Origin of the sequence: Pseudorhizobium xiangyangii, assembly GCF_020531965.1 — a bacterium.
GTDB classification, from domain to species: domain Bacteria; phylum Pseudomonadota; class Alphaproteobacteria; order Rhizobiales; family Rhizobiaceae; genus Neorhizobium; species Neorhizobium xiangyangii.
In genome coordinates, this window is the sequence record NZ_JAJAWH010000014.1 from 117,221 (window position 1) to 138,615 (window position 21,395).

Genomic DNA, 21,395 nt, shown 5'->3' on the forward strand with positions numbered 1-21,395 from the left:
CACATTGACTGTTTTTCGAAGGGAAATAGGGCCTCGCGGCATATTCTCTTCCCCCATGTGTAGATGTCCGGCAGGCCAGAGAGGGTTCGGCGGAATATGATCTCCTTACTCCTGCGCCGCACCGTCAGTCTTTTCGTTACCCTTCTCGTCGTTTCAGCCCTGATCTTCCTGGTTATGGGTCTTTTGCCGGGAGATCCGGCCTCCATCATGCTCGGCACTTCGGCAAGTCCCGACACGCTGGCGGCGCTGAGGAGCGAGCTTGGTCTCGATCAGTCCCTGCCGGTGCGCTATCTGTCCTGGCTGGGGAGCGCTCTTCAGGGCGATCTCGGTCGCTCCTACACCTACAGTGTCCCCGTTGCGGGCTTGATCGCGGACAGGCTTGCGGTAACGCTGCCGCTTGCGCTGATGGCGATCCTGATGTCGGTCGCGATCGCGGTGCCTTTGGGAGTTCAGGCCGCCCGCCATCACAACCGCCCGATCGACGTCGCCATAAGCCTGTTTTCCTATGTGGGCATTGCCGTGCCGGCATTCTGGATCGGGCTCCTGTTGATCCTCACGTTTGCGACGACGCTGGGATGGTTGCCTGCCAGCGGCTTTCCAGGCTGGGGTGCAGGTCTGGGCGCTGCCCTGAAAACACTAGCTCTTCCGGCCGTAGCGCTGGCGATACCGCAGGCAGCCGTTCTGACACGGGTGACGCGATCGGCGGTGCTGGAAAACATCAACGAGGATTTCGTGCGGACGGCACGGGCCAAGGGGTTGGGGGAGACGACTGCGATCTGGCGACATGCGCTGCCGGCCGCTCTGGTGCCGGTCCTGACCATGCTGGGTCTGCAGTTCACCTTTCTGGTCGCCGGCGCCGTGCTGGTCGAGAACGTCTTCAATCTGCCGGGCCTTGGCCGTCTTGCTTTCCAATCACTTTCTCAACGCGACATCATTGTCATGCAGAACGTGGTGCTGTTCTTCGCGGCCATCGTCATCATCATGAATTTCATCGTCGATCTTGCCTATCTTGTCGTCGATCCGCGGCTGCGGGCGGCCGAGCAATGATCCGAGCGCTGCGTCGCCGTCCGGTGCTGATGATCGGCGCCTTCACCACCACGCTCCTCACGGCGGTGGCTCTGCTCTCTCTTTTCTGGACGCCTTTCCCGCCGACGAAGATCCAGATCCTGCAGAGGCTCAAGCCGCCTCTTGAACAAGGATTGCTTGGCACGGACCAGTTCGGTCGTGACGTTGCTTCCATGCTGATGGCGGGTGCCTGGAATTCGCTGTCTATCGCGTTTGCTGCGGTCCTTATCGGAGCCACGGTCGGTACTGCCATCGGGCTGGTGGTCAGCGTGCGGCGGGGCTGGCTGGAGATGCTCGTCATGCGCGCCTGCGACGTGATCTTCGCCGTGCCGCCGATCCTCTCGGCCATGGTGCTTGGGGCGTTCATCGGTGCTGGCCGGTTCACCGCGATTATTGCGATTGCGACCTTCATGGTGCCTGTTTTCGCCCGGCTGACGCTTGCGGCCGCCCTCCAGATCTGGACGCGCGCCTATGTGCATGCCGCAATCGGCATGGGACGGTCGCCGCTCAAGATTACTGTCGTCCACGTCCTGCCGAATATCGCCAACCAGATCGTCGTGCAGGTGACGATCCAGCTTGGTCTCGCAATCCTGACGGAAGCGGGGCTAAGCTACCTTGGCCTCGGACTGGCGCCTCCTGCGCCGACATGGGGCAGGATGCTCGCCGACGCCCAGACCTTCTTTGGGCAGGCGCCATGGCTTGCTCTCCTTCCCGGCATGGCCATCGCTCTTGCGGTCACCGGGTTCAGTCTGCTTGGCGACGGGCTGCGTGACATGCTCGATCCCCGCTCGCGCTGATCTTCCCTCGCCATAAAAACGGGAACAAATTCCCGCGCGAGCCGTTCATTGCTCGCAGCATGGAAGGGGCGGCCCGTACTGCGCGTCTGTTTCTCCGGCCCTGGAGAGCGACGATGAGGTGTTTCCTTCGCTGGCTCGCGGGACTTCCGATCCCCTGTTTCTTTTGAGGTAACTCAAGGAATCCACCCGCGATCGCGGATACTATCGATTGAACAAGAATGGGAGAATGATGATGGCACAAGATCCAGGTTCGAATGCGCGGGTGCGCAGGGCGACGGCAACTGCGGCTGCGGCCACAAGCGATATCGAGCTTCAGATCCAGCAACTGCGCGACGATATTGCAACGCTTGCACGCAGCGTCGCGACTGTCGGCTCGGAAAAGGCCGACGACTATCGCACGCGTGTACGCAAGGCGACCAACGATGCTGCTGACGCTTCATTGCAGATGGTCGAGGCTGCACGAGAGCAGGCGATTTCCCTTGAAAAGGATCTGGAACGCAAGATCCGCACAAATCCGCTGCAGGCCGTGGCGATAGCCGCCGGCGTTGGTTTTGTGATCGCGCTTCTGGCACGTCGCTGATGCTTGCCGGACTGGCTCCGCTTCTCGCGTCGCTGGCAGCGATGGATGCCAATGCATTCATCCAACGTGCGCGGCGCAATGCCATCCTTTATGCGTTCATGCTGCTGTTTGTCCTCACAGCTTACGGCACGCTCGTAGCGGCGGCGGCAATCGCGATCGCGCAGCGCATGGGAGCGATAGGCGCTCTTCTCACGGTCGCAGGGGGGGCATTGTTTCTGGCGCTGGTCATGTTCCTCATTGCGCGCGGGATGTCGCGGGCTGAAGAAAAGCGAAAGCGGGAAGCTGCTGCAAGCAGTGGAAGCCGGGCACTGATGGTGACTGCAGCAATCTCTGCACTGCCGGTCCTCATCAAATCCCGGCCGATCGCACTGCTCGCGCTTGCCGGTGGGCTCGGCTTCCTGGCGATGAAGAACATCGACACGCTCGCGCCGGGGCGGGGTCGCGGCGCGGGCCGGTACCCCGCTGAACCGCCTGCGCAGCCATAAGCTAGATAAAGGGCCGCCCGGTCTCGTTGGGCGGCCTCCACCCCGCAAGGCGGTAGAGCCCTTCAATTTCGACGACCTCGCAGCCTCGGTCCAGCCACCGTACCAGTCCCTGTTCGGCCAGTTTCCGCAGCGTCTTGTTCGTGTGGACCAGCGACAATCCCAGCGTGTCGGCGACGTGCTGCTGCGTCAGTGGCAGCTGTCGATGCTCCTGATGCCCTCCGACGGTCGCCTGAGCGCGGGCATCCAGGAAAGCAAGCAGATATGCCGCGCGTTCCTGCGCGTTGCGTCTTCCTATGCTGAGCAGGTGTTCGTCCAGCATCGATTCTTCCCGCGCCGCGATCCATGTGATGTCGAAGGCCAGAGTCGGTTGATCGCGGAAAAGCGTCGGGAGTTTGTCCCGCTCGAAGATGCAAAGCGTCATTTTCGTCAACGCCTCCACCGAATGCTGCATTTCCTTCATCACATTGCCCTGCAGGCCGATCAGGTCACCAGGCAGGACATAGTTTAGGATCTGCCGCCGGCCGTCTTCCAGGATCTTGTATCGAAAGCCCCAGCCGCTCAGGACAGAGTAAAGGGAAGGGTTGCGTTCTCCCTCGACCATGATGGCCATCCCCGGCGCGGCCGGCATCTCGGCAACCTTGAACCTGGACACAAACGAGAGTTCCTCGGAAGTGAACTCACGAAATGCGCTCCGCTGGCGCAAGGGACAGTATTCGCAGGAAATGCGAGGCGGAACGACAGGTCTGGGATTCGCCATTGGTCTCAGTCAGCAGAGAGGAACGACATCGTTTAGCGCACTGGACCGATGATGGTTGTGTCTTTTTTAAATGACCGGCGCGCGGGGCAATGATCTACGGGATTTTTAGGTTTAGCAAATGAAGATCCCAGAAGCCCGCATCCTCGTTGTCGATCCGGTGTATCTTGTCGCCATGGAGGCGGAACGTATTCTGACGGATCGCCTGGAATGCAGGGTCCAGATCGCCATGCCGCGTGAGTGCCAGGTGGTTCTCGACGAGACGTCGTTCGATGTGGTGGTCATGGAAGGCCTGTTGGTGAAGGGCGAGCGGCATGATCTTCTCATGCGTCATCAGCTTGCAGGCACCGGCATAGTGTTCACCGCATTCACCAATGACTTCTTTGACGATCTCGAAGGTTTCTTGGGCGTCAAGCTTGTCTCCAAGCCATTCGACGACGAAGAGTTGACGGAGGCGGTGCGCGCGGCACTCGCCCTCCGTCTGGATATGGCCTAGCCGCCAAAGGCTCTCGCAGTGATGGCCGCGTGACCGGCATCGGGCCCGAAGTCGCCTTCGCCGGATACGCCAAGCAGTTCCTGGAGGCGCGTACGCGCCCGGCTTACGCGGCTCTTGATCGTACCCACGGCGCATCCGCAGATCGTCGCAGCCTCCTCATAGGCGAAACCCGCCGCCCCGACGAGGATGATCGCTTCGCGCTGGTCATCGGGAAGCTTGTCGAGCGCCTTGCGAAAGTCCTGGAGGTCAAGCCTGCCGTACTGTTCGGGGTGCACGGAAAAGCGCTCGCTGAACAGGCCGTCGGTATCCTGCACCTCTCGCCCGCGCTTGCGCATCTGGCTGTAGAATTCATTGCGGAGGATTGTAAATAGCCATGCCCGCATGTTCGTGCCGGCCGTAAAGCTTGTCTGGTTGGCCCAAGCCTTCATGATGGTGTCCTGGACCAGGTCATCTGCCTTGTCGTGGCGACCGGTCAGCGAAACCGCGAAGGCCCTCAGATTGGGCAAGGATGCGAGTAGGTCGCGCTTGAAGCCGCGATCGTCGTCCTCGGTTGTCGTCATTTTACCTTCACCGACTTGGTATTGCGTTCAGCCTCTTCCAGTTTTTCCAGAAGATCCAGAAAACGGTCAGGAATACCCTCCTCCTGCACCGCATCGTAAAAGTCGCGAAGCTTTCGGGATATCGATGCATTGGGCTGCACCGATCCGGGCCTGATTTCATTGTGGGAGATGATCATGTCCTGCTTTTTTCTGTTGTCGTCACTCATCATTCGGCAGCCTGTTGCGATATCGTGACGAGACAATGCCGTAGGCCGAAAAAAGTTCCACCCTCTTGCGGAACTTTTTTTCCAGCACCACGTTCTCACCATGTTAATTTGCCCACCGGGGCATCAGGGGAGTATATGAATGTCACTCACTACACGCGTTGCGTCTCACCTTCCGTACTTGCGCCGATATGCTCGTGCCGTCACCGGGTCCCAGACCTCCGGCGATGCCTACGTGGCTGCGGTATTGGAGGCCTTGATCGCGGATGTTTCGATCTTTCCTGAAACATCAAAGGACCGTGTTTCACTTTATAAACTGTTCGTCGCAATCTTTGGTTCCACCTCGATAGAGATCAGGCCGATCGAATCTCCCTTTGCCTGGGAACAGCGCGCTGCAGCCAATCTCTCCTCCCTCCCGTCGATGGCCCGTCATGCATTTCTGCTGATCTCGGTGGAAGGTTTCACGATCGAGGAAACAGCGGAGGTTCTGGCCGTAAGCGTTGAAAAGGCGACCGAGCTTCTCGACGAAGCTTCTCGAGAAATTTCGCGCCAGGTTGCAACCGACATCATGATCATCGAGGACGAACCGCTGATCGCGCTCGACATCGAGCAGATGGTCCAGGAGCTCGGTCACCGTGTTACGGGCATCGCCCGCACTCACAAGGAAGCGGTGGCACTCTTCCAGACGTCTAGCCCGAAAATGGTGCTGGCCGATATTCAGCTTGCTGACGGAAGCTCCGGCATCGATGCGGTCAACGAGATCCTGAAGGCATCGACCGTGCCGGTCATCTTCATCACGGCTTTCCCTGAGCGCCTGCTCACGGGCGAACGGCCCGAGCCTGCCTTCCTGGTGACGAAGCCTTTCAATCCCGACATGGTGAAGGCACTTATCAGCCAGGCTCTGTTCTTCAATGAAACTGTCAAGGCCGCTGCCTGACGAGAAAAAAGAGGAACCAATGGGGGCGAGCTACGTTTCGTGGTTCTTGCTGCAGTGGAGAATGACATGCTCGACCCCCCGCTTCCTGGCTCCTCCGCCGGGCCTCCCATGAACGGGAGGCAGGCTCGACGCCGGGCTTTAACCCATTTTTAGGCGTCGAGTTATCCGGTTGTTGCTCCGGGCGCGACTCTCTATAAGCGTTTGAAGAAGGCCCTGAGCGTAGTCCGCGGTGCCGCATTTCCTTTCAAAGTAAAACGGAGTGAAAAAATTGGGGCATCCGCTGACATGGCAGCAAGCGGGTCAAAATGATGATAAGTTACGAGAGTTCCTTATGCCGGCCCTGGTCGATCTGGGCGCCAGCGTGATTATCCAGGATGCGCAGCGTAACTATCTTCTGGTAACCAATTTGCCGGAGGTGTGGACCAATGGACATTCCGAAGTTCCATCGGATGAAGGGCTTTTTGGAAAGGACGTGGCTGCGCGTCTTGGTGCCCTGAAATCCGAATTGATCGACCCGGGCAGGAAGGCTCAGCTGGAGGTCATGGTCGGTGCCGAACAGTTCTTCGAATTCCGGATGCAGACATTCGAAGTTGCGCAAGGTGGCGTCCATCTCGTCACGACCATCATCGACCGGTCGGAGGAGCGGCATCGGGAGCGCTTGCTGCGTGCCCTTCTGCGTGAGGTCAGTCACCGTTCGAAAAATCTGCTCGCCATCATCCAGAGCATTGCCTTGCAGACGGCCCGCTACTCGGGGTCGCTCGACATGTTCCTGCACAAATTCCGCGGGCGGCTCTATTCGTTATCCCAGTCGCAGGATCTGATCACGGATTCGAGCTGGCGCGGCGCCTATTTCTTCGAACTGGTTCAGCAGCAGACCGAAAAATACCTGCCGGAGAACCGTCATCTCGTAAAAGTCAGTGGCGACAATCTGCTTCTCAGTCCGAATGCGTCCCTGCATCTTGGGCTCGCCCTGCATGAACTGATCGTCAACGCCGTCAGTCACGGGTCGCTATTGCGCAATGGTCTTCCGATTGAGGTGACTTGCCAGCGCAAGCGCGTCGATGGCCAGGATACGGTCGAGCTGGTTTGGCTCGAGCCGCTTGAGTCCGGCAAGTGCCGGCAGGACGAAACAGAGCAACTCAAGGCGCATTTCGGCAGCACGGTTCTGGAACGCGTCGTTCCCGCATCGGTAAACGGCAAGGCTCAATACGTGATTTCTCACGACCGGATCACCTATCATCTGGCGTTCCCCCTGGATCCGAGCACGGATTAGTCAGAAGCGCCATTGCGCTTATTCTGCCATCCAAACGCAGAATTGGCCCGGTTCTTTGGGAACCGAGCCAACTCATCTCTTCGAGGGGGACTGAAGAGTATGTCCGGAAGCTTTTGTAGGGCGGGGGACGGGGGGTGCCTCCAGACTTTGATATAACGAGGTGCTACAGAAAACGTTCCAGCCGAATTAAAAAAAACTTAAGATTTTTTTCACGCCCTTTTTGAAGGCCTATCGCCTCAGTGTCCTCGGATCGAGCGCATCCCGGATTGCGTCGCCGATATAGTTGACGCTCAGCACGGTTAGAGAGATGGCCAGTCCCGGCCACAGCACCCGCGAAGGCGTCAACTGCAGGAAGTTGGCACCATCGAAAAGCAGGCGCCCCCAGGTTGGGAAGTCCGACGGAAAGCCCAGCCCAAGGAAGCTTAGCGCCGATTCCGTGATGATGGCCGATGCAATGCCGAGTGTTGCAGAGACCATGATCGAACTCAGCACGTTCGGCAGGATATGCCGCACTATGATGCGGTGCTCCCGCATGCCGCTTGAACGCGCCGCCAGGATGAACTCCTGGCTCTTCACCGCCAGAACGTTGCCACGCACGATTCGCGCCGTGTGCATCCAGCTGGTGATGCCGATGACGAAGACGACGAGCAGGAAGATTCCGCTCTCCGGGCCGAAAGCTGCCCGCAGCGTATCACGGAAGAGCATGATGATGACTAGCAGCAGCGGCAGAAGCGGAAGAGCGAGAAAGAGATCCGTCAGCCGCATCAACGGTCCGTCCAGTCGCCGGAAATAACCGGACAGAACGCCCACGATCGTACCCAGCACGAGCGCCAGCGACATGGCGGTAAAGCCCACGGCGAGAGAGATCCGTCCGCCGGCCAAGACCTGCGCGAGCATATCCTTGCCGAGATTGTCGGTGCCGAACGGATGCGCCCACGACGGCCACTGGTTCTTGGCGCGGATGTTGATGAGGTTTGGTGCGACGGTATGGATATAGGGGCCGACATAAACCGCCAGCACGATGAAGACGAAGACGCACAACCCGACCACGCCGCCCCTGTGAGCGCGGAACTGGCGCCACATGTCGTTCATGGCGGATCTGGCGGGCGTGCTGGCTTTCGCGGGGGGAGCGACGCTCAGGGTGGCCTCAGTCATATCGAATCCTCGGGTCGAGAATGCCGTAGAGAACGTCGGCGATCAGGTTGAAGAGGACGATCAGGACCGCAAAGATGAAGGTGAGCGTTTGTACCAGAGGTATGTCGGCTCCCTGCACTGCGGTGATCAGCAACTGGCCGAGGCCATTCACGCGAAAGACCTGCTCGGTGATGATCGCACCTGAGAAGATGGTGGGCACTCCGAGCGCGATCACTGTGACAACCGGAATGAGGCTGTTGCGCAGGACGTGGACGAGCAGGACGGTCTTTTCCTTGACGCCCTTGGCGCGCGCGGTGCGGACATAATCCTGGTGGAGATTGTCCAGCATGGAGGCGCGTACGAAGCGGGTGATCTGCGAAGCGTTGTATAGCGCCAGAACCGCGACCGGCAGGGCCATCTGCCTCATCTGCGCCATCAAGCTTGAAAAATCGGTGACCTCGAGGTTGGTGTCATAGACCGACGGAAACCATTGCAGGTGGGAGGAGAAGATGACGATCATCAGCACGCCGGTGAAGAACGTCGGGACCGAATAGCCGACCATCGAGATGAAGGTGCCTATCTGGTCGAAGATCGAATACTGCTTGTACGCGGAAATGACCCCGATCGGGATCGCCAGCAGGATGCCGAACAGGTAGGCGAGACCGACCACCCAAAGCGTTTGCGGCAGGCGCTGGACGATCAGGTCGACCACCGGGCTGCGGGTTGCCCAGGAAAGCACCCGCATGCGCTCGCCATCACCGAATTGCCAGCCTGTCAGGCTTTCGAGGATATTGAGCGGTTCATTGATGAAGAACTGCTGCAGCCATTTCAGATAGCGGATGAAAAACGGCTGGTCGAGGCCGAGCGAGGCCCGGATCTGTTCGCGTACTTCCGGTGGAATGGTGAGTGGAAGGTTGCCGGTCGGGTCGCTTGGGGCGAGGTCCAGCAACGCGAAAATCGCGAAGCTGATGACCAGCAGGGTCGGGATTGCAAAGAACAATCGCCGCAATGTGTATGTGAACATCAAAGCTCCCCAGACTACAGTGCCACGGCCCTGGGAGGGGTGTTCGCAGCCACTGCAGGTTTCTGAAACGGAGACCATCGCCGGGCAGATCCGGGCGACGCGCCAGCGCGGAGAAAAGGGTTTGCCGGGTCCGGGCGCTCAACCCAGGGACCAGACCCGGCAGCCACCATTATTTCTTGCGATGCCAGTCGGCGATGTTCCAGATCTGGGAGTCCCAGGAGTTCATGAGAATTCCATCGAGCGAGGCGGCGAAGGCGGAGAGATCGCCGCGATGGACGAGCGGGATGTGTGCGCCTTCCTCGGTCAGCATGTCGTTGAGCTGCTTGGCGAGTTCATTGCGCTTTTCGATATCGGCGGTCTTGGAGAGTTCGCCGAGGAGCTTGTCGAATTCCGGGTTGCAGTAGCGCGGAATGTTCTGTCCCTGCCAGCCATTCTCCGGTGAGGGGACCTTGTCGCACAGCCATTCGGCAAGGTACTTTTCCGGATCCGTGCCGTCGAAGTTGTTGGTGTACATTTCGACGTCTGCATAGAACTTCTGGAAGGTGTCCGGACTTGCCGGATCGCCGCCGAAGAAGACCGAGGCGCTGGCATTGCGCAGTTCGGCATCCACGCCGATTTCCGCCCACATGGCCTTTACCAGTTCCTGCGTGGCCTGACGCACGGAGTTGGTGGACGTCGTGTAGAGGAAGGAAAGGCGCACGCCGTCCTTGGCGCGGATGCCGTCGGGACCCGGCAACCAGCCCGCATCGTCAAGCAGCTTGTTCGCACCCTCGATATCCGACGCCAGGCACCAGCTGTCGTTCTTGGTCGAGGCGACCACCTCGGGGGCGGGAACGATATTGCAGGTGGGGCGTCCGGCTTCGCCAAAACCGGCCTCGACAATGATGTCGCGATCAATGGCAAGGGCCAGGGCTCGGCGAACTGCCGGGTCGGTAAGCGATGGATGCGGCCCCGCCTCCTTGGTGGAACGCTTGTCGCCAAGGGCCGGGTCGGCATTGTAGTGGTTGAGATTGATACGCTCGACCTGGGTGCCGAACGAGGATTCCAGCCTTCCCTTGCCGGCCGCCAGCATGCTTTCCAGGATTTCCGGCTCCACCATCGTGTTCCAGGCGTAATCGTATTCGCCGGTCTCGAGCACGGCGCGCGCCGCCGACGGAGCATCGCCGCCACCCTTGAGGCTGATGGATGCGAAGGCGGGCTTTGCTGCGTCGCGATAGTTCGGATTGGCTTCGAACGTCACCACGTCATTCGCCTTGAAGTCCTTGACGACAAAGGCGCCGGTGCCGACCGGGGCGAAGTTCGCTGCTGTGCAGCCCGGCGCCTTGGCGCCGAGGCAATCCTTGAACTGGGCAGCCTGGATGATCGGCGACTGGGCGCCGACAAATGCGCTGTAGGGGTAAGGTTTCGGCTCTTCGAAGGTGATCTTGACCGTGTGCGGGTCGATTGCCTCGACGTTCTTGACGCCCTCATACTGAGCTGCCTGGGCACAACCGCCATCCGGCGCGGTGCAATACTTCCAGGTGAAGATGACGTCCTCGGCAGTAAACGCTGAGCCATCGGACCATTTGACATCAGGCTTCAGCTTCCAGGTCATGCTGAGCATATCCTGGGCGATGCCGCCGTTCTCGTGCGTAGGGAGTTCTGTCGCTAGCCAGGGTACGAGTTCGCCCTTTTCGTTGTAGCGCGCCAGCGGCTCTATGACGATCGACGAGGCGAGGGCCTCCTTCGTGCCGCCCGAAAGATACGGGTTCATGGTCGAAACGGCTTGCCAGAACAGGATTTTCAGGTCGCCGTCGGCGCCCCGTTCGGCATGTGCGAGTGAGCTTGAAAGAGCCACGCAAGCCACTGTACCTGCAAGCAGGATATTCAATTTCTTCATGCTGCTGTTCCCCTTGTTATTCTCGTTAAGGTTGTTTCTTACCTCGGAATATTTTGTCGGGCGGCAAGGCAGATTCTGCGAAGGGCTATCTCGTATTGTATTGATTTCGCAGAAGACTCTCTTTCGATCCTCCTTGAATACAGGCGTTCGGCCACAGTTCTGGCTCAGCACTCCCAGTTGTGCCTGACCAAATTTTGAGCCATCTAAGCATAGGCCTATTTTTCGTTCAAGCGCGAAAATTGAAGCTTGCAAAATCTGATAATGGCGTCGCAATATCCCGCCTGACAGAGTGGGAATTCATAAAAACGACGAGGTGAATGCATGCCAGTACTCAACCGTGCCGCCGAAATGCAGGAGGAGGTTGCAGGGTGGAGGCGCCACCTGCACGAGAACCCGGAAATCCTGTACGACGTGCATGAGACGGCTGCCTTCGTCGCCGACAAGCTGCGGTCGTTCGGATGCGACGTGGTGGAGACTGGTATAGGCCGAACCGGTGTTGTCGGCCTCATCAAGGGACGTCAGGGGGGCGGTCCGGTGGTGGGTTTCCGTGCGGACATGGATGCGCTGCCGATCGTTGAAACGAGCGGCAAGCCCTGGGCTTCCCGGACATCGGGGAAAGCGCACTCCTGCGGTCATGACGGCCACACCGCCATGCTGCTCGGGGCAGCGCAGCACCTTGCCGAGACGCGGAATTTCAAAGGGTCCGTGGCCGTTATTTTCCAGCCCGCGGAAGAGGGTGGGGCGGGTGCGTTGGCGATGATCGAGGACGGCTTCCTCGAGAAATACGACATCCGAGAAGTCTACGGGATGCACAATGCACCGGGGCTGCCGCTCGGCCAGTTTGCCATCCGCAAGGGCTCCGTCATGGCGGCTGCCGACACGTTCGAGATCACCGTCGCCGGTCGTGGCAGTCACGCGGCCCAACCGCATCTGTCGATCGATCCCGTGTTGGCGGCGGGATATATCGTGGTTGGTTTGCAGTCGATCGTCTCGCGGGAAACCGACCCGCTGAAATCGCTGGTCGTCACGGTAGCTTCCATTCATGGCGGTGGCGCCAACAACGTCATTCCCGACACGGTGAAGATGTCCGGCACTGTCCGCACCCTTTTGCCGGAAACCCGGGATTTTGCCGAAAAGCGGCTCAAGGAACTGGTTCAGGCGACGGCTCTGGCGCATGGCGCGGCGGCCGACGTGATGTACCGGCGCGGCTACCCCGTCACCTTCAACCATGATGCCGAAACCGATTTCGCCGCGGGTGTCGCGGGCCGGATCGGCGGCCCGAACTCCGTCGACATGGGCATGGCGCCCCATATGGGAGCGGAAGATTTTTCCTACATGCTGGAACGCCGGCCGGGCGCCTTCATTTTCATCGGCAACGGCGACACCGCAAGCCTCCACAATCCTGCTTATGACTTCAATGACGAGGCTTTGCCTTACGGCATCAGCTACTGGGTCACATTGGCCGAGACCGCTCTCGCCGCCTGACATCTCGATCCGAAAAGAGGGAGAAGTCCATGTTGATTTCCGGAACGGGACCGGACGAGGCGGGTGGTGTAACCCAGCCCGTGCTTTCAGTTCGAAACCTGACAACCTCCTTCAAGGTGGGGGATGAGTGGAGGCCGGTTGTCCGCGATGTATCCTTCGATATCGCACCCCGGGAGACGGTGGCAATCGTCGGAGAATCAGGTTCCGGAAAGAGCGTCACGTCACTCTCCATCATGCGGCTCTTGCAGAAAAATTCGAGCCGCATCGAAGGGAGCGTGAAGCTTGCCGGCCGTGAGCTGCTGACGCTCCCGGACGAGCAGATGCGGCAGGTGCGTGGCAACGACATCTCGATGATCTTCCAGGAGCCGATGACGTCGCTCAATCCGATTTTCCCGATCGGCAAACAGATCGCGGAGGCGCTCACCGTCCACAAGGACATTTCGAAGGCGGAGGCCAGGGCGGAGGTCATCCGGCTGCTCGAGAAGGTCCGCATTCCGAATGCCGGCAATCGTTTCGACGAATACCCGCACCAGTTTTCCGGCGGGATGCGACAGCGCGTGATGATCGCCATGGCGCTCGCCTCCAAGCCAAAACTTCTGATCGCCGACGAGCCGACCACCGCGCTTGATGTCACGATCCAGGGACAGATCCTCGACCTCATCAAGACGCTGCAGGAAGAGGACGGCATGTCGGTCCTCTTCATCACGCACGACATAGGGGTCGTCGCGGAGGTTGCCAGCCGCACTATCGTCATGTTCCGTGGCGAGGCGGTGGAAACGGGGCGCACCGAGGATATCTTCCATCACGGCAGGCATCCCTATACGCGGGCGCTGCTGTCGGCGGTGCCGAGGCTCGGCTCGATGGTGCAGCGCGCATTGCCGCAACGCTTTGCGCTGATCGACGTGAAAACCGGTGAGCAGCAGATCCAGATCGACGTCACGGACACCGTGGCGAAGAGAAAGACGCCGATCCTGCAGGTCAAGGATCTCACCACGCGCTTCGATATCCATACCGGTCTCTTCGGCCGCAAGACTGGTGCCGTCCATGCGGTGGAGAAGGTGTCCTTCGACCTTTTCGAGGGAGAGACGCTTTCGCTGGTGGGCGAATCCGGTTGCGGCAAGTCCACCACCGGCCGTTCGATCACGCGGCTGGTCACGCCGACGAGCGGCGATGTGATGATTGACGGCCACGACGTGATGCGCCTCGACAAGCAGGCATTGCGGACCATGCGCCGGTCCATCCAGATGGTCTTCCAGGATCCTTATGCCTCGCTCAATCCGCGCATGAGCATCGGCTCTGCGGTGATGGAGCCTTATCTGGAGCACGATCTGGGAAGCCGGAAACAGGCGCGTGAAAAGGCCGCCGACCTTCTGGAGAAGGTTGGCCTGTCGGTGGACATGATGCGACGCTTCCCGCACGAGTTTTCCGGAGGGCAGCGGCAGCGTATTGCGATCGCCAGGGCGCTGATGCTCGATCCCAAAGTCATCGTCGCGGACGAGGCCGTCTCGGCTTTGGATGTGTCGATCAAGGCCCAGGTCTGCAACCTGTTGCTCGACCTGCAGCAGAGCCTGAAGCTCGCCTATCTCTTCATCAGCCATGACATGGCGGTTGTGGAGTGCGTCAGCCATCGCGTGGCGGTGATGTATCTGGGTGAAATCGTGGAGATCGGGCCGCGTGCCGCGGTGTTTGAAAATCCGCAGCATCCTTACACGAAAAAGCTGATGGCTGCGGTCCCGATCCCCGATCCCGCACGGCGCGGGCTCAAGCGCAACATGTCGACCGACGAGATCAGGAGCCCCATCCGGCCTGTCGACTATGTGCCGCCGGCCCGGCACTACCGGCAGGTTTCCGAGGGCCACCTGGTCCAGGTCAACTGATCCCTCCGGCATCCGTTCCCCGCCTGTCGTTTGACAGGTGATTGGGAAACATGGCAGCAACGGCGCCGGAGGATTTCTCATGGCGAAACGGTCCGATTCCCAGGCGCGACTTGACGACGCGGCGCGCGCCGGCTGGCTCTACTATGTCGCGGGCCGTACGCAGGACGAGATTGCCGCCGCCATGGGGATTTCGCGGCAGTCGGCACAACGGCTCGTTTCGCTGGCGGTTTCCGAGCGGTTGATCAAGGTTCGCCTGGATCATCCCATCGCGGCCTGTCTTGAACTCGCCGATGCCCTGCAGAAGAAATATGGCCTTCGCCAGGTCGAGGTGGTGCCGAGCGATCCCGCGGGAGGCTCGACGACTGTCGGTATTGCCGAAGCGGCGGCGGCGGAAATAGAACGCTGGCTGAAAAGGCCCGAACCGATTGTCCTGGCTGTCGGCACAGGTCGGACGCTCAAGGCCGCGGTCGATCAGTTGCCGCCCATGGAATGCCCGCAGCATCGCATTGTCTCGCTCACCGGCAACATCGGTCCCGACGGTTCGGCCGCCTTCTACAACGTCATCTTCTCGATGGCGGATGCCATCAAGTCTCGCCATTTTCCCATGCCGCTGCCGGTGCTGTGCTCGTCGGCCGAAGAGCGCGACACGCTCCATGAGCAGGCGCTGGTGCGCTCGACGCTGGCTCTCGGCGCCACGGCCGATGTCACCTTCGTCGGTATCGGCGAACTCGGTCCGGAAGGCCCGCTCTGCGTCGACGGATTTCTCGCGAAGGACGAGATGATAAAGCTTGTCGAAGGCGGTGCCGCCGGCGAAATCTGCGGCTGGATATTCGACCGGGATGGAAAGCTGTTGCAGAATTCCATCAATGACCGCGTCGCGAGCGTTCCAATCCCCTCGAGGGAGACATCCTGCGTGATCGGATTGGCTCAGGGACAGCGCAAACTTACGGCAATTTCAGCCGCTCTGCGCGGCGGATTGCTCAATGCGCTCATTACAGACGAAGCGACCGCCGAATATCTGCTCCGTCACTGAGTAAAATTTCGCATTCCAAATCAATCGTTTGAATGTTTTCGTTGCGATGCAGCGATGAATTCCAGTTGACTTGCTCTAGCTGAAGGTGAGTAATTGCCCATGGGCAAAGCGAATGCTCGTTTTCCATCTTCTGGGAGGAAGATATGACATTGAAGACAATTTTGCTGGGCGCCTGCTCAGCCCTCGTTCTTTCCGGCCCGGTTTTGGCCGAAACCCTCACAATCGCCACCGTCAACAACGGCGACATGATCCGCATGCAGGGTCTGACCGAGGATTTCACCGCGAAGAATCCGGATATCCAGATCGAGTGGGTTACGCTTGAAGAAAACGTGCTCCGTGAGCGCGTCACCACGGACATCGCCACCGGCGGTGGCCAATACGACATTCTGACCATCGGCAACTACGAAGTGCCGATCTGGGCAAAGCAGGGATGGTTGGCCGAGCTCAACGCGCTCGGTGACGGCTACGACGTGGACGACCTGCTGCCGGCGATCCGAGGCGGTCTCTCGGTCGATGGCAAACTTTACGCGGCGCCCTTCTATGGCGAATCCGCGATGATCATGTATCGCACCGACCTCTTCGAAAAGGCCGGACTCAAGATGCCGGAAAGCCCGACCTGGGAGTTCATTGCCGACGCGGCTCGCAAGATCACCGACCGAAACGCGGATATCAACGGCATCTGCCTGCGCGGCAAGGCTGGCTGGGGCGAGAACATGGCCTTCGTCACCGCGCTGAACAACTCCTTCGGCGGACGGTGGTTCGACGAAAACTGGCAGCCGCAGTTCGATCAGCCGGAATGGAAGGAAGCTCTCCAGTTCTACGTCGACCTGATGAAGGATGCCGGTCCGGCCGGTGCTTCCTCCAACGGTTTCAACGAGAACCTGACGCTCTTCCAGCAGGGCAAGTGCGGCATGTGGATGGACGCCACGGTTGCGGCGTCGTTCGTCTCCAACCCGAAGGATTCGACCGTTGCTGACAAGGTCGGTTATGCGCTCTTCCCCTCGAAGGAAGGCGTAGACAACCACGGTCACTGGCTGTGGTCCTGGAACCTCGCCATCCCGGCAAGCTCGAAGAACGCCGAAGCTGCGCAGAAGTTCATCGCCTGGGCGACCAGCAAGGAATACACCGAGCTAGTCGCTTCCAAGGAAGGCTGGGCAAACGTTCCTCCGGGTACGCGCACCTCGCTCTACGAGAACGAGGAATACAAGAAGGCTGCGCCGTTTGCAGAACCGACACTGGCCGCGATGCAGGCTGCCGACATCACCAAGCCATCGGTGAAGCCGGTCCCCTATACGGGCGGCCAGTTCGTGGCGATCCCTGAATTCCAGGCGATCGGCACCAATGTCGGACAGCTGTTCTCGGCGGTGGTTGCCGGTCAGTCCTCTGTGGACGATGCACTCGCCCAGGCCCAGTCCGCCACCGTGCGCGAAATGACGCGCGCCGGCTACATCAAGTAAGCTCCTCCCGAGCACACGAACCTGCCCGGCCATTTGCCCGGGCGGGTTCTCCCCCAACCGTTTTTCTACCGACGTGATAAAGCCGGCCCCGTTTGCTGTGGCAAGCGGTTGCGGCGATCCTGAGGGAGCGCGAAGATGGCAACGCAAAACACCAGAGCTTTGGCCCGTTTCATGATGGCGCCCTCCGTCATCCTGCTTCTGGTCTGGATGATCGTGCCATTGTCGATGACCCTGTGGTTCTCGTTCCAGAACTACAACCTGCTCAATCCGGGGAATGTCAGCTTCGCCGGACTGTTCAACTACCAGTATTTCTACAGCGATCCGGCCTTCTTCCAGTCGATCTGGAACACGCTGGTCATCGTCGGCGGCGTGCTGCTCATCACCGTTATCGGTGGTATCGGGATCGCGCTTCTCCTCGATCAGCCGATCTTCGGACAGGGCATCGTCCGCATCCTGGTCATCTCGCCATTCTTCGTCATGCCCCCGGTCGCGGCACTGGTGTGGAAGAATATGATCATGCACCCGAGCTACGGGGTGTTCGCCGATATCAGCCGGCTGTTCGGCTTCAGACCGGTGGACTGGTTCGCCCAGTATCCATTGCTGTCGATCGTCATCATCGTTGCCTGGCAATGGCTGCCGTTCGCCACGCTGATCCTCCTGACCGCGCTGCAGTCGCTCGACAGCGAGCAGAAGGAAGCTGCGGAAATGGACGGCGCGAGCGCATTCTCACGCTTCATCTACCTGACGCTGCCGCATCTTGCCCGCGCCATCACGGTCGTCATCCTGATCCAGACGATCTTCCTGCTTGGGGTCTATGCGGAAATCCTCGTCACCACCAATGGCGGCCCGGGCTATGCGTCGACCAACCTGGCATTCCTGATCTATCGCACCGCGCTTCTCGGCTACGATGTCGGCGGTGCGTCTGCGGGCGGCATCATCGCCGTCATCCTCGCCAACATCGTCGCCATCTTCCTGATGCGGGCGGTTGGCAAGAACCTCGACAGATAAGGGGGACATCATGGCGCGCGTAGTCACCAGACAACATAAGGTCATTGCAACCATCGCCGCCTGGCTGGTTGCCTTCCTGATCTTCTTCCCGATCCTCTACACGATAATTACCAGCTTAAAGACGGAGCCGGAAGCGATTGCCGGCTTCAGCCTGATCCCGTCGGGCACTTTTGAGAACTACATCACCGTCCAGACGCGTAACGACTACATCCGCCCGTTCATGAACTCGGTGATCCTTGCCGTCGGTTCGACGATCCTAGCGCTCATCATCGCCATTCCTGCCGCCTGGGCCATGGCCTTCTCGCCGACCAAGCGCACCAAGGATGTGCTGATGTGGATGCTGTCCACGAAGATGATGCCGGCGGTTGCCGTTCTCGTGCCGATCTACCTGATGTTCCGCGACTTCGGACTGCTCGACACCCATATCGGTCTCACCGTCATGCTGACGTTGATCAACCTGCCGATCGTCGTGTGGATGCTCTACACCTATTTCCGCGAAATTCCGGGCGAGATCCTGGAGGCGGCACGGATGGACGGGGCAGGGCTCTGGCAGGAGATCGTGTATGTGCTGACGCCAATGGCTGTCCCGGGCATCGCCTCGACGCTTCTCCTCAACATCATTCTCGCCTGGAACGAAAGCTTCTGGACGATCCGCCTCACCACCACAACCGCGGCGCCGCTGACGGCCTTCATCGCCTCCTTCTCCAGTCCGCAGGGGCTGTTCTGGGCGAAGCTGTCGGCTGCCTCCACCATGGCGATCGCGCCAATCCTCATTCTCGGCTGGTTCAGCCAAAAGCAACTCGTTCGCGGCCTCACCTTCGGCGCGGTTAAGTAAGGAAACGATGATGGGCAGCATTACGCTCAACAAGGTCTCGAAGTCCTTCGGCGAAGCGAAGGTCATCCCGTCGATCGACCTCGAAATCGTTGATGGCGAGTTCGTCGTCTTCGTCGGTCCCTCGGGTTGCGGAAAGTCCACGCTGCTGCGCCTCATCGCCGGGCTCGAGGATGTGAGCGGCGGCAAGATCATGATCGACGGCAAAGATGTGACCGACAACGCGCCGGCACAGCGCGGACTGGCCATGGTGTTCCAGTCCTACGCCCTCTATCCGCATATGAGCGTGCGCAATAATATCGCCTTCCCGTTGAAGATGGCGAAGGTCGACAAGGCGGCGATCGACCAGAAGGTCACCGATGCCGCCCGCGTCCTTAACCTCACCGATTATCTGGAGCGCCGTCCGTCCCAGCTTTCGGGCGGCCAGCGCCAGCGCGTAGCGATCGGTAGGGCGATCGTCCGTGAACCTTCAGCCTTCCTGTTCGACGAACCGCTGTCGAACCTCGATGCGGCGTTGCGCGGGACCATGAGGCTCGAGATCACCCAGTTGCACCATCAGTTGAAGACGACGATGGTCTACGTCACCCACGATCAGGTGGAGGCCATGACCATGGCCGACAAGATCGTCGTGCTGAACCGCGGCAATATCGAGCAGGTCGGTTCGCCGCTGGATCTCTATTCCAGGCCGCGCAACATTTTCGTCGCCGGCTTCATCGGTTCGCCGAAGATGAACCTGATCGAGGACGATTACGCTCGTTCGAAGGGTGCCAAGACGGTCGGCATACGTCCGGAACACTTCACGCTGTCGCGTGACAGCGGTTTGTGGAGTGGCACCGTGAAGGTTGCCGAACATCTTGGATCCGACACCTTCCTGCACCTCGATGTCGACGGGATAGGACACATCAACGCGCGCTGCGACGGAGAGTTCGGTGCACGTCACGGCGACCGGATCTTCCTGACGCCGAACGAGACGAAGCTGCACCGCTTCAATGAACAAGGCCTGGCCATCTGAGGTCGGCGTGGAGTAATCCCATGACTGTGAAACTTTCCTCCACCGCGCTTGGCGAGATTGCCCATACCGCAGCCGTGCCCGCCTACGATCCGATCATGCTGTCTCCGGGAATCCTGCATTTCGGTGTCGGCAACTTTCATAGAGCGCACCAGGCAGTCTACCTCGACGATCTGTTCAACAAGGGACACGATCATGACTGGGCGATCATCGGCGCGGGCGTCATGCCGTCCGATACCGTCATGCGCGAGAAGCTCGCTTCTCAGGACTTCCTGACGACGGTCGTGGAACAGGACAACAACCGGACCGCGGCGCGCGTCACGGCGCCGATGATCGACATCATCGCGCCGGGCGATACGGAGACGATCATCGCGGCGCTTGCCGATCCGCGCATCCGCATCGTCTCCATGACCATCACCGAGGGCGGCTATTTCGTCGATGCCGCGGGGGTCTTCAATCCGGGACATCCCGCGATCTTCAACGACGGCCAGAACCCGGATCGGCCAAAGACGGTCTTCGGCCTGATCGTTGCCGGGCTGAAGCGGCGCAAGGCGAAGGGAATTCCACCCTTCACCATCATGTCCTGCGACAACATTCCCGGAAACGGCGAGGTGACGGAAAATGCCGTGGTCGGACTGGCAACGCTGTCCGATCCGGCGTTCGCGGACTGGATCGCCGCCAATGTCGCGTTTCCCAACTCCATGGTCGACCGCATCACGCCCGCCACCGGCCAGCGCGAGATCGGCTTCCTGCGTGACACGTTCGGCATAGAGGACAGCTGGCCGGTCTTCTGTGAAGAGTTCAAGCAGTGGGTGATGGAGGACAAGTTTCCTCTCGGCCGACCGGCGCTGGAAGAGGTCGGCGTCCAGTTCGTGGCGGACGTCGCACCCTATGAGCATATGAAGATCCGCATCCTCAACGGCGGACATGCGGCCATCGCCTATCCCGCAGCCCTGCTCGACATCCACTTCGTTCACGAGGCGATGGAGAACCCGCTGATCAGGGCATTCCTGGAGAAGCTGGAAAAGGAAGAGATCATCCCGATTGTCCCTCCGGTGCCGGACACCGACCTGAACGAATATTATGATCTGATCGCGCGGCGCTTCGCCAACCCGAAGATCGGCGACACCATTCCGCGGCTGGCGCAGGATGGCTCGAACCGGCAGCCGAAGTTCATCCTGCCGTCCACGGCCGACCGATTGGCGCAGGGCAAGGACATTGTCGGGCTCTCCCTCGTGTCCGCACTGTGGTGCCGCTACTTCGAGGGAACGACCGACAGCGGCCAGCCGATCACCTTCAACGATACGAGCGCCGACCGGCTGCAAGCGGCCGCGAAAAAGGCCAGGGACAAACCGGATGCCTTCCTTGTCTTCGATGAGATTTTCGGCGAGGTAGCGAAGTCGGAGCTGTTCCGCGGACGGTTCTCGCATGCACTGCGAACGCTCTGGAGCGAGGGAACGGCGAAGACGCTGGAACTCTATCTGCAGAACACGCTGGTCAAATGACG

21 protein-coding genes are annotated in these 21,395 nt (G+C 60.0%); 15 read left to right on the forward strand and 6 right to left on the reverse strand.

Annotation, left to right across the window (positions count from 1 at the left end; all coding sequences use genetic code 11):
* The first annotated feature begins 96 nt into the window (after positions 1–96).
* The 4 genes from LH464_RS14480 (at position 97) to LH464_RS14495 (ending at position 2,927) form a co-directional block, all read left to right on the forward strand.
* Positions 97–1,047: an ABC transporter permease gene (locus LH464_RS14480; protein ID WP_226787105.1), complete on the forward strand. Its 951-nt coding sequence runs from the start codon at positions 97–99 to the stop codon at positions 1,045–1,047.
* Positions 1,044–1,862, forward strand: a complete 819-nt coding sequence (locus LH464_RS14485; protein WP_226787106.1) for an ABC transporter permease — start codon at positions 1,044–1,046, stop codon at positions 1,860–1,862. The genes LH464_RS14480 and LH464_RS14485 overlap by 4 nt, the downstream gene beginning before the upstream one ends.
* A gap of 232 nt (positions 1,863–2,094) precedes the next feature.
* Positions 2,095–2,442, forward strand: coding sequence for a DUF883 family protein (locus tag LH464_RS14490; RefSeq protein WP_226787107.1), 348 nt, complete (start codon positions 2,095–2,097; stop codon positions 2,440–2,442).
* Positions 2,442–2,927: a hypothetical protein gene (locus LH464_RS14495; RefSeq protein WP_226787108.1), complete on the forward strand. Its 486-nt coding sequence runs from the start codon at positions 2,442–2,444 to the stop codon at positions 2,925–2,927. Before LH464_RS14490 ends, LH464_RS14495 begins: the two co-directional genes overlap by 1 nt.
* 1 nt (position 2,928) lies before the next feature.
* Here LH464_RS14495 and LH464_RS14500 read toward each other — a convergent pair whose 3' ends face one another.
* Positions 2,929–3,684, reverse strand: coding sequence for a Crp/Fnr family transcriptional regulator (locus tag LH464_RS14500; RefSeq protein WP_226787109.1), 756 nt, complete (start codon positions 3,682–3,684; stop codon positions 2,929–2,931).
* 118 nt (positions 3,685–3,802) lie between these two features.
* Between LH464_RS14500 and LH464_RS14505 the strand changes: the two genes are divergently transcribed.
* Positions 3,803–4,177 (forward strand): hypothetical protein, encoded by a 375-nt coding sequence (locus LH464_RS14505; RefSeq protein WP_226787110.1) that lies wholly within the window; start codon positions 3,803–3,805, stop codon positions 4,175–4,177.
* Here LH464_RS14505 and LH464_RS14510 read toward each other — a convergent pair.
* Positions 4,174–4,737 carry an RNA polymerase sigma factor gene (locus tag LH464_RS14510; protein WP_226787111.1) on the reverse strand — a complete coding sequence of 188 codons (564 nt, stop codon included), beginning with the start codon at positions 4,735–4,737 and terminating at the stop codon, positions 4,174–4,176. The two genes, LH464_RS14505 and LH464_RS14510, sit on opposite strands and share 4 nt — an antisense overlap.
* Entirely contained in the window at positions 4,734–4,913 is a 180-nt protein-coding gene (locus LH464_RS14515; RefSeq protein WP_226787139.1) for a NepR family anti-sigma factor, read from the reverse strand. The genes LH464_RS14510 and LH464_RS14515 overlap by 4 nt, the downstream gene beginning before the upstream one ends.
* Positions 4,914–5,082: 169 nt before the next feature.
* On the opposite strand from LH464_RS14515, the gene LH464_RS14520 reads away from it, so the two are divergent.
* A complete protein-coding gene (locus LH464_RS14520; protein WP_226787112.1) occupies positions 5,083–5,877 on the forward strand; it encodes a response regulator in 795 nt (264 codons plus the stop codon).
* Positions 5,878–6,208: 331 nt separating this feature from the next.
* Positions 6,209–7,150 carry a sensor histidine kinase gene (locus LH464_RS14525; RefSeq protein ID WP_226787113.1) on the forward strand — a complete coding sequence of 314 codons (942 nt, stop codon included), beginning with the start codon at positions 6,209–6,211 and terminating at the stop codon, positions 7,148–7,150.
* A gap of 228 nt (positions 7,151–7,378) precedes the next feature.
* On the opposite strand, the gene LH464_RS14530 is transcribed toward LH464_RS14525, so the two are convergent.
* The 3 genes from LH464_RS14530 to LH464_RS14540 all read right to left on the reverse strand — a co-directional run bounded on the left by LH464_RS14530 (position 7,379) and on the right by LH464_RS14540 (position 11,187).
* The gene (locus LH464_RS14530; RefSeq protein ID WP_226787114.1) at positions 7,379–8,305 is read right to left on the reverse strand and encodes an ABC transporter permease; all 927 of its coding nucleotides are present in this window, start codon (positions 8,303–8,305) and stop codon (positions 7,379–7,381) included.
* Positions 8,298–9,308, reverse strand: a complete 1,011-nt coding sequence (locus LH464_RS14535; RefSeq protein ID WP_226787115.1) for an ABC transporter permease — start codon at positions 9,306–9,308, stop codon at positions 8,298–8,300. Before LH464_RS14535 ends, LH464_RS14530 begins: the two co-directional genes overlap by 8 nt.
* A 169-nt stretch (positions 9,309–9,477) precedes the next feature.
* Positions 9,478–11,187, reverse strand: a complete 1,710-nt coding sequence (locus LH464_RS14540) for a peptide ABC transporter substrate-binding protein (RefSeq protein ID WP_226787116.1) — start codon at positions 11,185–11,187, stop codon at positions 9,478–9,480.
* A gap of 321 nt (positions 11,188–11,508) precedes the next feature.
* Between LH464_RS14540 and LH464_RS14545 the strand changes: the two genes are divergently transcribed.
* From LH464_RS14545 to LH464_RS14580, 8 genes are all read left to right on the forward strand, one after another.
* A complete protein-coding gene (locus tag LH464_RS14545; RefSeq protein WP_226787117.1) occupies positions 11,509–12,672 on the forward strand; it encodes a M20 aminoacylase family protein in 1,164 nt (387 codons plus the stop codon).
* Positions 12,673–12,701: 29 nt separating this feature from the next.
* Positions 12,702–14,549, forward strand: a complete 1,848-nt coding sequence (locus LH464_RS14550) for an ABC transporter ATP-binding protein (protein WP_226787118.1) — start codon at positions 12,702–12,704, stop codon at positions 14,547–14,549.
* Positions 14,550–14,628: 79 nt separating this feature from the next.
* Complete coding sequence (locus tag LH464_RS14555) at positions 14,629–15,582, forward strand: sugar-binding transcriptional regulator (RefSeq protein ID WP_226787119.1); 954 nt, start codon at positions 14,629–14,631, stop codon at positions 15,580–15,582.
* A 143-nt stretch (positions 15,583–15,725) separates the two neighbouring features.
* The gene (locus tag LH464_RS14560; protein WP_226787120.1) at positions 15,726–17,039 is read left to right on the forward strand and encodes an ABC transporter substrate-binding protein; all 1,314 of its coding nucleotides are present in this window, start codon (positions 15,726–15,728) and stop codon (positions 17,037–17,039) included.
* 135 nt (positions 17,040–17,174) lie between these two features.
* A complete protein-coding gene (locus LH464_RS14565) occupies positions 17,175–18,047 on the forward strand; it encodes a carbohydrate ABC transporter permease (RefSeq protein WP_226787121.1) in 873 nt (290 codons plus the stop codon).
* A gap of 10 nt (positions 18,048–18,057) precedes the next feature.
* On the forward strand, positions 18,058–18,882 hold the full coding sequence (locus tag LH464_RS14570; protein ID WP_226787122.1) for a carbohydrate ABC transporter permease: 825 nt from the start codon (positions 18,058–18,060) through the stop codon (positions 18,880–18,882).
* Positions 18,883–18,892: 10 nt separating this feature from the next.
* Positions 18,893–19,891, forward strand: a complete 999-nt coding sequence (locus LH464_RS14575) for an ABC transporter ATP-binding protein (RefSeq protein WP_226787123.1) — start codon at positions 18,893–18,895, stop codon at positions 19,889–19,891.
* A 20-nt stretch (positions 19,892–19,911) separates the two neighbouring features.
* Positions 19,912–21,393: a mannitol dehydrogenase family protein gene (locus tag LH464_RS14580; RefSeq protein WP_226787124.1), complete on the forward strand. Its 1,482-nt coding sequence runs from the start codon at positions 19,912–19,914 to the stop codon at positions 21,391–21,393.
* The last annotated feature ends 2 nt before the right edge of the window (positions 21,394–21,395 follow it).